Below are 11907 nucleotides of genomic sequence, written 5' to 3'. Positions count from 1 at the left end.
AATTATTACTATGACAAATATTGACATTAACAGCCCCAGGTTTTTGACTAGAGAAACGATGGCTGCTATTGTCTTCGCAGCAGCAGGAGTCTATTGGGTCTATTGCAACAACTTGTTTACAGGACTCTTCGGGCTGCTATTAGGAGTCAGCTTGGGATTTATGTACAAAGGAATTAGCTTGGACCTGCCTGGCAAGCGCTACCGCATTTACACAGGACTATTTCAGTTTAGGTTCGGGACTTGGGAAATGCTGCCTCCTGTAACTGGAGTTACTATCAAGTATTTTTCGGAAATAATAGCATCAGGTAAACCTGGGCGAATGCGTGAGGATAAAATTGGCCATTATATATTAATGCTTTCAAGAAGCAACTCTGCACAAGGAATAATTCTGCAACGTTTCAGTTTGGATGAAGAAGAATATGCAATAATGCTGGGGCAAAAAATCAGCGAGGTATTTCAAGTTCCGCTAGCCATATTTTTATAATGAAGCTGTTTTGAATATGGCATTGCTCCGGTCCGACCGGTTGCCGCCAGAACGCCGCCTGCGGTTGTTCGGGCGATGCTAACGGCAACCGGTCGGACCGCCTAGGGCGGTCAGACCGGGTGCAACCCAAATTGTCGCATTGTCAGCCCTGCGCGTAGCGCTGAATGGGCCACCGTTGGTGCCTGGGCCGATAACAACGTAAATCCGGCACCATTGCCGAAGGGTGGAAGCGACAATTTGGGTTGCACCCGTCAGACCGGAGCCACGAACCAGAACCGACTTCTTAAACAGCTTTAATACCTAATCAAAACTTATCATATACTCTGCATTTCAATGGCGCGATTAAATACTAGCGCTAATAACTTCCCTACTGGAATTATTGCATCACATCTTTCGTGAATCGTGAATAAATAGTCGTCTACGGGAACAGCTACTGCGAGCCGGCGGCTGAAAAAGCCAATAGTTTGACATCATTTTTTTACAATTTCGGCACCAGGATGGTGCGCCGCCGCACTGAATGCGCGCTGAAATACCCAAGCACATCGCCCGTAAAGTTCGATTTTGGGTTGGCCGGCGAGGCCGTGGCCATGCCCCCGCCCTGCAAGGTCAGGTTGAGGGTGCGGAAGTATTCGTACACGTTCACGTCTACGTTTTGCATTTCTACGCGCAGGCTGTCGCCGGCCACGAGCTTGTCGGCATCGGTGCTGCCGCCGCCGCCACCACCGCCCGTGCCCAGGCCACGCACGTTGGGCTTGCCGTCGGTGAACTCGTCGTTTTGCAGGTAAACATTCTTGTTCAGGCGACCATTGCGGTACTGCCGGAATAGGTAGTAGTTGCGCGTGCCCGCCGGGTCCAGGTAATCCGGCAGCGCCTGAATATTGCTGCCAATAGCCGATTTCTGCACCCGCAGGCCCGACAGCGGCACCACCGGCGAGGGCAGCGTGGATACAGCTACGTAGGCCTGCCCATCGGCCTCTACGCGCAGGGTGTAGCGCCGGCCCGGCTGGCCCAGAATGGTGCTGCCCCGGTACTGGCCGGGCGTGCTGGTTTCGCGCAGGGTTTCGAGGCCGCCCGCGTCGTTGCTCAGCGTGACTACAGCCCCGCTCACGGCCGGGAAAACATTGGTATCGGTATAGCTCACGCTACGTGCCAGCAGCACGGTGCAGGGCTGCCCGTCGTCGGCCAGGTTGCCTTCGATGCTCAGGCGCGGGGCGCTGGCCTGCAGGTCGAGGGTGATGACTTTCTGGCAGGACGCGGCGAGCAGCAGGGTGGCGGCAGCGGCCAGGCAGCGCAGGGTGAAACGGGTTGGGGTTTCCATAAAGAGAATCTGGAGCGTCATACTGAGCGAGGCCGAAGCATCTCTACCGCACAACTATTGCATTCGATTTGATTACTTACACGGTAGAGATGCTTCGGCTTTGCTCAGCATGACCGCGCTTTTTTCGTTCTGAAACTTTTGCCTTAGAAATTGAAATTGTACGTGGCCGAGGGCACCATCCGGAACAGCGCGGTTTGCAGCGCCTGCGTGCGCGAGGCGTCGTTCGGATTGGTTTCGAACGTGATGCTATAGGGATTTTCGCGGCCCAAGACGTTGTAGATGGAGAAATTCCAGCTGTGGTGGAAGCGGTGGCCTTCCTTCTGCGGCTTCTCCAAGGTGGCCCCCACGTCGAGGCGGCGGTAGCCGGGCAGGCGGTCGGCGTTGCGCTGGCCGTAGAGGCTCACCACCTGCCCGGCCACGAGGTACTTGCCCACGGGGAAGGTCACGGCGTTGCCGGTGCTGGCCACGAAGGTGCCCGACAGGCTCCAGGCGGGCGAAAGCTGGTACACGCCCACCACCGAAAGGTCGTTGGGCCGGTCCTGCCGGGCGTTGAACCAGCTGCCGCTGTTGATATCGGTGAACTGCCGCTCCGATTTGCTCAGCGTGTAGCCCACCCAGCCGGTGAGGCGGCCGGTTTCCTTTTTCAGCAGCAGCTCGATGCCGTAGGCCCGGCCCTTGCCGTAGAGCAGCGTGCTTTCCACATCCTGGTTGCCGCGCAGCTGGGTGCCGTCGCGGTAGTCAATCTGGTTTTGCAGCCACTTGTAGTACACTTCGGCCGAAAACGAGTAGCCTTGATTAACTCCCAGCTTACGGAAATAGCCGCCCGACAGCTGGTCGGCCAGCTCGGGCTTCACGTTGTTGGTGGTAGGAACGTACAAATCGGTGGGCGACGACGCGGCCGAGTTACTCAGCAAATGCAGGTTCTGCACGTTGCGGGCGTAGCCGGCTTTTAGGGCCGTATTGTCCGACAGCTGGTAGCTCACCGCCAGGCGCGGCTCCAGGTTCAGGTAGGTTTTGATGACCTGGCCCGACGAATAGCTCTGGCTGCTGAGCACCGTGCCGGCCAGATTATAGTTCGAATACGTGCCCGCGCCCAGCAGGCTGAAGGCCGAAATTCGCAGGCCCGTGGTGAAATCCAGCTTGTCCGTCGCCGCCCACTCGTGCGATACGTAGGCGGCCGATTCCAGCGAATAGTTGGTTTTATCGGCCGTGGAATTTACCGCCGCATCGGCCGCCGCCGTAACGTGGCCGGGCGTAATGGTGTGGTAAATGGCATTCAGCCCGAAGCGCAGCGTCTGCTTCGAACTGGGCGTGAACTCGAAATCCTGCTTCAGATTCCAGTCCTTAATCTTAGAATCGATGCTGAAATCGGAGTCGTTGACCCGAATTTTTATCTGGTAATCGTACTTGCTGTAGATGAGCGAGGTATTGGAAAACAGCCGGTCGGTGAACAGGTGGTTGAAGCGGAGCGTGGCCGTCTGGTTGCCGTAGTTATTCTCGAAAGTGTTAATTCCCAATACGTCGCGCCCCAGGTAGCCCGAGAAGTAGATGCGGTTGCGGGCATCGAGCGTGTAGTTGGCTTTGGCGTTGAAGTCGTAGAAGTAGAGCCGGGCGTTCTTAGTAGTTTCGTTGTTCGACAGCTTCAGGAAGATGTCGGCGTAGGTGCGGCGGCCCGTCACCAGAAACGAGCCTTTGTCCTTCACAATCGGCCCTTCCAGCGCCAGGCGCGAGGCAATGAGGCCAATACCACCGCTGCCGTGCAGCTGCTGGTTGTTGCCGTCGTTCATCTTAATATCAACCACCGACGACAGCCGCCCGCCGTACTGCGCCGGCATCCCGCCCTTGTACACCGTCAGGTCCTTGATGGCGTCGGAATTGAACGTCGAGAAGAAGCCGAGCAGGTGCGAGGCGTTGTACACGGGCGCTTCGTCGAGCAGAATCAGGTTCTGGTCCACGTTGCCGCCGCGCACCGAGAAGCCGCTGCTGCCCTCCCCCGCCGTTTTGATGCCCGGCAGCAAAGTCAGGGTTTTGATAACGTCCTTCTCGCCAAACAGCACCGGCACCTTGGCAATCTGCTTCATATCCAGCGTTTCCACGCCCGACTGGGCTTTGCTGATGTTGGCCTGGCTGCTGCGGCCGGTCACCACCACTTCGTTCAGCTCCTGCCCGCCGCTGGCCAGCTTGAAATCGAGCCGCTGGCTTTTGTCGAGCGTCACCTGGCGCGGCTGGGCGGCGTAGCCCACAAAGCTGGCCTCCACCATATAGGTGCCCGCCGGCAGCGTAAGGGTGTAAAAACCGTAGGCATTAGCGGCGGTGCCCGTGCCCGGCAGCTCCAGAATGCGGATGGAAGCGCCGGTCAAGTCCTCGCCCGTTTTGGCGTCCTTAATGGTGCCGCTGATGGTGACGCGGCCCTGGGCCTGAGCCGTTTGCGGCATAGCACCGGCCAGTATGATGCCGGCCGACAGCCAGGGCCATCGCCCCCCACAAATAGATTGAGCCAGCCAATGAAAGGAAAGAACAGCGGAACGAGTTGGTTTCATGCCTCAAAACTACCGCCCAATTGTGCCTACCCTTCTGCTTTTATGCCAATGACTGGAAAAGCCAGACGACTGCCGCTATCCCGCCCATGCTTTCCACGCTACAGCCGCACCCCAATACACGGCCCCAGCATGTAGAACCACCGGCTGGTGCCCAGCAAATACCCGCCCCCCAGGTAGAGCGGAAACGTGAACTTGGCCTCGCGCCGCGTGGGGTACACCGAGCCCAGAATCACCACGCCCAAATCGCGGTTGGTGCTGCTGCTGCCCAGGTTGAAAGCATTGAGCGCCACGAAGCCCGCCCCGATTTTATAGGGCCGCAGCCGGTTGATTTTGTTGGGGCTGTAGAAGCTGAACTGGGCCAGCGTGGCCAGCGAGATACCGCCCAGGTCGCCAAAGCCCGAGTCGCCTTGCTTGTGGGTGAGCAGGCCGGCCGGAAAGCTCACGTCGATGTCGAACTTGTAGCGGCGCTTCAGCACCAGCTCTACGGTTTGGGTGTAGCCGGGCTCGGCGTATTGGCTGGACTTATGCTTGACCGTGACCACAATACGGCTCCATTCGTCGAGGTCGTAGGTTTTGCGGCCCAGCAGGGAGTTTAGGCTGAGCGGGTCGGTGCGGCACTGCTTGTCCTGGTAGAAAGCGGCGCGGGGCGAGTTGTCGCCGGGGCACGCCAGCAGACTTTCCACGTTGCGCAGCTCAATCAGCTCGCCCTTGCTGTTGAGGGTGCGGATTTCGAACGTCAGGTACTGCTTACCAAACAGCAAATCGGGCGTATCAATGGCGTTGGGGTTGGACTGAAACACCACGTCCCGAATAGTGCCGTCGTAAAGCACCGGGCCGTTGAGCCGCGTGATGGGCCGGGCCGCGTCGCCATACGCCACCGACACGAAATCGAGCGGGTGCGGCCGCTGAAACTCTTTAATGCTCAGCGCGTAGCTCGTAGCCTGGCCCGCGTTGTAAACATTGCTTTTCCGCTTATCATAGCTCACCGGCACCCGCACGCGGTACACCAGCCGAGCATCGGTCCGCACCGACGAATCGGAAGGAATAACCGGCAAGTCCTCGAACGAGATGCGGGCTTTTTGCAGGCCCTCGCCTTCGAGGCGCACGTCCACTGTTTCGCCGGGACTCACGCTCAGGCCGGACGTCCATTCGCCGCCCTGGTGCAGCACCTGCACGTTCCGAATCACGGTTTGGGGCGTTATATCCAGGTTAGTGAGGTAGCGGGCCACGTCATTTTCCTTGATGTAGAGGTAGCCTTCGGTCTGGCGGTGGGTGTTGTAGGGGCGCAGGTAGCACAGCACCCGGTCGTTGCTGAGAAACTGGCGGGTGAATATTTCAGCGATGAGCTCTCCGCCGAGTTCCTCCTGGTCTTCAACGCGGTAGGTATGGCGCAGGTCAAAGCTGCGGCCGTTGTCCAGAATCAACTCCGTGCCCTTGCGGCGGCTCACGTCGTCCATGGTCACGCTGCGCTTGTCGGGCGACAGGAAGCGCAGGCGGCTGGACTTCACGTTGAAATCCTGCTTCAGCACCGGCAGCTGGTAGCTGATGCGGTTGCCGGCCAGCAGAATCGGGCGCTCGGTTTGCAGCTTCACGGCCAGCGTGTGCAGGCCCAGCTGGTTAGGCAGCACGTGCAGGCGCAGGGTGCCGTTGGCCTCGGCCACCAGGAGGTAGTCGAAATCGGCGCCGCGCACCCATTCGCCGGTTGCATGCACGTTGTGCGTGTTCGAGCTGATGAGCTAAAACGCCTTTTCTTCGCCCACAAACAATTCGTTATCAGCCACTCGCAGCGCCAGCGCAGTGTACACCAGTAGCAACAGCGGCACCACCTCGCGGCGTGGCTCGCGCCCGGCCGAATCGGCGGCCTGCTCCACCACCAGGCGCAGGAAGCGGCTGCTGGTCAGGTTCTGAAACTTGAGGCGCGTGCGAAAACTACCGTCGCCTTCCCGGGTCAGCGAGTCGAGCTGCTGAAAATCGGGGTTACGACGAAGGCGCAACGGCTTGGTACTGCTGCCGTTGGCCGGGCAGAGGCGCAGCTCTACGGTTTCATCGTCGCGCCGGAACCAGAAGTACAGCGTGGATATGCCCTGTACCAGCGTGGTGTTGCGGCTCAGCAAGTAGGTGGCGGTATCGGTGCGCAGGCTGGCTTCGCGCAGTACCGGCGGGCCGATTGGCACCGTCTGGGCAACGGAGAAATGCGGCATCAATCCCCATAAAATTCCAAAAACAGCAAACGCGACGCGGGCGATGAAGGAAGCAGATATTGCAGCAGGCGGGCCGAAATACCCCCGCACGGCCGCAAAGGTCGAACCACGCAAGGCCCACAGCCAAACCCTTAGTTCAAATTCAGTCGTTGACTGAATTGCTGGCCTGCTGGCGCGAGTTGAGGCGAAGCCGTAACCCGTGCCTGATATAGTGGGAGGCTGCGCCTCCCCTGCCGCGCCAGCAGCAAGCTCGACCGCCCCGTCCCAATGGGAAGCCCAGCCTCCCCGAAAGTCTGGCACGAGTTCCGGCTTTGCCTCAACTCGCGCCAGCGCTGACATTACGACTTCTCGCGCCGCCGGGTACCCAGCAGCAGCAGTATCAGCAGCAGGAAGCCGGTAGCGCCCAGGCTCCACCACGTTATTTCGGGCACGCCCCGGTGGTAGGGCATGGCGGCCGAGTAGTGGCCCAGCAGCGACAGCCCCGAAAACAGCAGCCCGCCCACGCACAGCAGCGCCAGAATGGTGCGGCTCACCAGCTGGTCGGCCTTACGCAGCAACATGGTGTAGCCCACCAGCTCGAACTTCAGGCGCAGCTCGCCCTTGCTGATTTTGCGCACAATCTGACGCACATCGGCGGGCAGGGTTTGCAGCAGGGCCAGCAGCTGCGTGCCCGTGTATTCGGCCTCGGTAAGCAGGTTTTCGCGCGAGTATTGCTCGCGGATAATCTTGGCGCCGTAGGGGGCCACAAATTCGAAGGTGTTAAAATTCGGGTGCAAAACCTTGCCGATGCCTTCCAGAATGACCAGCGCCCGCAGGATAAGGAACACCGCGCCCGGCACCTGCAGCTTGTAGTTGTAGATGATGCCCTGGAGCGCGTCGGCCAAGTCGCTCATGCTCATCTCCTTCACGTCGAGCATAGCGAAATCCTCAATCAGCTGGCTGAGGTCGGACTCGAAAGCGCGCATGTCGGGGATTTCGGCCGTGAGGGCCAGCCGTCTGAAATTCAGGGCCATGCTGCGGGCATCCTGCCGCGCCATGCCGATGAACACGCCCGCGAAGGCATATTTCTGCTGCTTGGTGAGGCGGCCCACCATGCCGAAATCGATGAGCACGATGGTGCCATCGGGGCGCACCAGCACGTTGCCGGGGTGCGGGTCGGCGTGGAAAATCCCGAACTCAAAAATCTGGGTCAGGTAGATGTCCATGCCATTTTCGGCCACCGTAGCGGGACTCAGGTCCCAGGCCAGCAGCTGCGCCTTGTCGGTAATCTTACAGCCGCTCACGTACTCAATCACCAGGATGCGCGCTGTGCTCAGCTCACGGTAGGGTTTGGGCACGTAGAACGTGGTGTAATTCTCGTAGAGCTTGCGAAACTGCTCCATTGAGCGAGCTTCGGCCGTGTAATCCAGCTCCTTGCTCATGCTGCGCTCGAAGGCATCCACGATATCCTGCGGGTTGGCCAGGCCCTGCTTTTGCAGGAAGCCGGCCGTGAGGCGCACCAGCTCGCGCAACAACGCCAGGTCGGAGCGCACCTTTTCGCGCACGCCGGGGCGCTGCACTTTCACTACTACTTCCTCGCCCGTGAGCAGCCGCGCCCGGTGCACCTGCCCGATGCTGGCCGAGCCCAGCGTAGTATCATCGAACTCGCTGAAGACCTCCGAAATCGGCCGCCCCAGCTCCTCCTCGATAATCTGACGGGCCAGGGCCGTTTCGAAGGGCGGCACATTACTCTGCAGCTTCTCAAACTCATCAATCAGGGCTTCGGGCAGCAAGTCGGCCCGGTTGCTCATGGCCTGCGCCAGCTTGATGAAGGTGGGGCCTAACTCCTCGATAATGAGGCGCACCCGCTCCCAGCGCGTGGTTTCAAACACCTGCCGCTCGGCCCGATGCCAGCTCAGGCGGCGCGCCTGGCTCACGAGGCGGCGCAGCGGCGTGGTCGTCACCACATCCTCAAAGCCGTAGCGCAGCAGTACCTCGGCCACCTGCCGAATGCGGGAGAGGTTGGAAATCGTATTTTTAAACATTGACCGCAGATTTACGCAGATTAAACTGATTTCACGGATTCGGACGAGCTATGCCTCCGTTTCGGGCCGGTGGTATTACACAAAAAACCCCGCTTGCGAACAGCAAACGGGGTTTTGCACTAGCAGGCAAATTACTACGAGTTGCCCTCGCCGCTGGTCGCAGCAGTCGAAGCAGCAGGCTTCGCGGCGGCCTTCGCGGCCGGTTTGGCAGCAGCTTTGGCGGCCGTAGCAGTTGGCTTGGCGGCAGATTTTGCGGCGGGCCTGGCAGCAGGTTTAGCAGCGGCAGCAGCCGTAGCGGCGGTTGATTTCTGGGCGGTGCCGGCGGCGGCGCTCACGCGGTCGGCCACGTTTTTCACGGCACCGGCGGCGCGGCTGGCGGCCTGGTTGGCGGTGGTTTTAGCAGCTTGTACTACACCAGTAGCTTTGGCAGCGGGTTTTTTGGCGGCGCTTTTGCCTTTGGCAGGCTTGGCATCGGCGAGGCCCACGGTGCTCTTGGCACGGTCCACGATGCCCTGGAACTGCTTTTCGAGCTCAACGCGTTTGGTTTCGCCGCTTTTCAGCAGCTCATCCACAATTTTCTTGCCCTCGGCCTGGGTCATCTTATTGTCCTTCACCAATTTCTCAATGGTGCTCTGGACCGACTTGCTGCCCTGGGCGATGTAGCCGACGCCAGCATTTACGAACTTTTTAAACAAATCTTCCATGATGCAGGAAACGAGTTGGAGTGAAAGAAATAAAAGGGAACCTACTGTATAAAAGCTTGTTGCCATACCAAAGTAGTATGCAAGCCGACTAAATTCGATACAAACCTACATACACGCGCCAACATAGTTGAGCGATGTACGCCGGATTTCTTCAAAAGTGGCCTAAAATCATCAAAAAGAGAATTTATTTTTTCAATTTTCTGAATATTTCACCTTCGGCCCAACGCTGCACAATGCGTTCAGCGACAGCTTATGCGGCGCGGCGACGCAGCGACACGCGCCGCTCGGCCAGCGGCAGGCGCACGGGCGCGGCCATCGGCTGGGCCCACATTTCCGTCAGGAAGGCCGCCACCTGGTCGAGGGCTTGCCGGGCTTCGGGCACCACGCGCCAGAACAGGTGCCACCAATGCACCAGTCCCTCAAATGGTTGCAGGGTTACAAGCACCCCGGCAGCCTGGGCTTTGCGGGTGAATTTCACCACGTCGTGATACAGTACTTCGGCCGTGGAAATCTGGATGAGCAGCGGCGGCAGGCCGTGCAAATCGGCCTGCGCGGGCGAGAGCAGCGGGTGCGTGAGGGGCGTTTTGTGGGCGTAGAGGGGGCCCCAGGTACGCATTTGCAGGGCTTCGAGCAGGAGGCCTTCTTCGCGGGCCACGCGGCGCAGGGCGGTGATGGGCAGGTTGAGGTCGGTCCAGGGCGAGAGGCCGATGCCGGCGGCGGGCAGAGCTTCGCCAGCATCGCGCAGGGCCAGCAGCAGCGCTAGAGCGAGGCCGCCCCCGGCCGAGTCGCCACCCACCACGATGTTGTGTGGCTGGTGGCCGTGGCGCAACAGCCAGCGGTAGGCCCGGCGGGCATCGTCGAGCGCGGCTGGAAACGGGTGGTCGGGGGCCTTGCGGTAGTTGATGGTGAGCACATTGAGGCCCGTGCGCTGGGCCAGGCTGCCCACCAGGCTGCGGTGGGTGTTCAGCGAGCCCAGCACGTAGCCGCCGCCGTGCAGGTAAAGCAGCACCCGCGTGGCGTGCGCGGCGCGGGGCCGCAGCCATTCGGCTTCAAGGCGGTTATCGAGCCGAAAGCTCTCCAGATTCACCTTCCAGGGCATAAACTGGAATAGTGCGCCGGTTTCCATGGCCAGCCGAATGGCCCCCACGCTGGGCTTGCGGCGGGCCAGCGGCGCGGCCGCCGCCGTGAGAAACTGCTTGAGCAGCAGGTGTTGAAACGAGGGCATTTGGGTGGGATTTGGGTGGGAGGTGGCACATAGGGCGCCGAGGGCGGGGCAACTAGCACGTCATGCTCATCTGGCGTCCGCGTAGCCGAAGCATCTCGCGTGCTCCCACTAGTTCAATCGTACTACCACACGCGAGATGCTTCGGCTACGCGGACGCCAGATGAGCATGACGTGCTAGTTTTTCTAAACCAACGCTAATTGCTCCGGTAAGCCTTGGCTTTTTGCCCCAGCTTATTGCCTTTGTAGCCTTTGATTGCCAGCGGAATCCAGCCTATCAACGGGATGAAATAGGCCAGGGTTATGGGGTTGCGCCAGAGCATTTTCAGCCACGCGCCGGGCCGGTCCAGCTGCATACGGAAATTGCGGCGGCCCTCCTTCACGTAGAGGCGCTCAAACTCGGTGAACACGGCGGGCCAGGCGAAGGGCAGGAAAAACGGAAAGAAGCGGCGGTTTTCCTTGATGCGCTGCCAAAGCTCGGCCCAGCGGTAGGGTTTCTGGCCGTGGGCGAGCACGGCGGCATCTATTTCGGTCTGCATTTTTTGGCGAACCTGGTCGCTCAGGGTCAGGTATTCTTCGCGGGTCAGCTCATCAACGGTTTTATCGGTGAGGTCGGACGGGCGGATGCGGGTGCCCATCACGAAGGTGAGCTTGGCCGGAAAAGCCAGGTAAAAGGCCCAGGGCTGAATGAGCACCAGCAACAGCAGTAGCGTGAGGGGCAGGAATGGGATGCCGATTTTCTTGGTCAGCCGGTTTATTGGTTCGAAGCTGTAGGCGTAGGGATTAAGGTATTCGGCGTTGATGGTGTAGAATGGGATGATGTCGGTGCCGTGTTGCAGGGCCAGGCGCACCATGCTGGTGGCCAGGCGCTGAATCTGGTACTTGCGGTTGAACCCCTTGCCGATGCCGGGCACGCCCTCGGGGTACAGCATCAGGTTGTGGTCCTGGTAGTACATCATGGTTTCGAAATTCAGCGTCGTGGCATCCACGCTGCCGCATTTCTTCCAGAATTCGCGCACCAGATACGGGTTCATCAGGGCGGTTTGGGAGAGCAGCGGGGCCGAGAGCGGGCGCGGCAAGTCACTGATATTGCCATTCTTGGCCAGCAGGTGGCGCCACAGGTGCGACAGCGCCACGATGGCATCCCAGGGGAAGGCCATGCCGGAATGGTTGCTGGCGAAGATGAGCGGCCGGTCGGGGTTGTTGCGCTGCGGGAAGTGCTCGAAGCCCACCAGCTCGGAGCGGAACCACACGCGGTCGAGCAGCTGCAGGATGTTCTCATCCAGCGTTTGGGTGAATTCTTCCCGGAAATAGTCGTCGTAGATATGCTGGTTGGCCACAATGGCCGGTGGGGGCAACGAAGACGCGGTGGTGGCAGGCATGGTGGGAATTTGCGGCGGACGAGGGACGGAAG

General features: G+C 59.9%; 9 protein-coding genes. 1 reads left to right on the top strand and 8 read right to left on the bottom strand.

What is annotated here, in order from left to right:
- Positions 1–10 precede the first annotated feature (10 nt).
- Complete coding sequence (locus KQ661_RS10715; RefSeq protein WP_216680613.1) at positions 11–484, top strand: hypothetical protein; 474 nt, start codon at positions 11–13, stop codon at positions 482–484.
- Positions 485–962: 478 nt separating this feature from the next.
- Here KQ661_RS10715 and KQ661_RS10710 read toward each other — a convergent pair whose 3' ends face one another.
- The 8 genes from KQ661_RS10710 to KQ661_RS10675 form a co-directional block, all read right to left on the bottom strand.
- Entirely contained in the window at positions 963–1802 is an 840-nt protein-coding gene (locus KQ661_RS10710; RefSeq protein WP_216680612.1) for a DUF4249 domain-containing protein, read from the bottom strand.
- Positions 1803–1945: 143 nt separating this feature from the next.
- Complete coding sequence (locus KQ661_RS10705; RefSeq protein WP_216680611.1) at positions 1946–4237, bottom strand: TonB-dependent receptor; 2292 nt, start codon at positions 4235–4237, stop codon at positions 1946–1948.
- A 203-nt stretch (positions 4238–4440) separates the two neighbouring features.
- Positions 4441–6054, bottom strand: a complete 1614-nt coding sequence (locus KQ661_RS10700; RefSeq protein ID WP_216686396.1) for a hypothetical protein — start codon at positions 6052–6054, stop codon at positions 4441–4443.
- 24 nt (positions 6055–6078) lie between these two features.
- Positions 6079–6543, bottom strand: a complete 465-nt coding sequence (locus KQ661_RS10695; protein WP_216686395.1) for a hypothetical protein — start codon at positions 6541–6543, stop codon at positions 6079–6081.
- 338 nt (positions 6544–6881) lie between these two features.
- Positions 6882–8567 (bottom strand): ABC1 kinase family protein, encoded by a 1686-nt coding sequence (locus KQ661_RS10690; RefSeq protein ID WP_216680606.1) that lies wholly within the window; start codon positions 8565–8567, stop codon positions 6882–6884.
- Between the two features lie 134 nt (positions 8568–8701).
- Entirely contained in the window at positions 8702–9271 is a 570-nt protein-coding gene (locus KQ661_RS10685; protein WP_216686394.1) for a phasin family protein, read from the bottom strand.
- A gap of 250 nt (positions 9272–9521) precedes the next feature.
- Positions 9522–10496 carry an alpha/beta hydrolase gene (locus tag KQ661_RS10680; RefSeq protein ID WP_216680604.1) on the bottom strand — a complete coding sequence of 325 codons (975 nt, stop codon included), beginning with the start codon at positions 10494–10496 and terminating at the stop codon, positions 9522–9524.
- Positions 10497–10690: 194 nt separating this feature from the next.
- Positions 10691–11875 carry a lysophospholipid acyltransferase family protein gene (locus KQ661_RS10675; protein ID WP_226915518.1) on the bottom strand — a complete coding sequence of 395 codons (1185 nt, stop codon included), beginning with the start codon at positions 11873–11875 and terminating at the stop codon, positions 10691–10693.
- Positions 11876–11907: the final 32 nt, after the last annotated feature.

Source organism: Hymenobacter siberiensis, from assembly GCF_018967845.1.
Taxonomy (GTDB): Bacteria; Bacteroidota; Bacteroidia; order Cytophagales; family Hymenobacteraceae; genus Hymenobacter; species Hymenobacter siberiensis.
The sequence above is the reverse complement of the archived record's forward strand: the minus strand, read 5'-3'. Positions and strand labels throughout refer to the sequence as shown.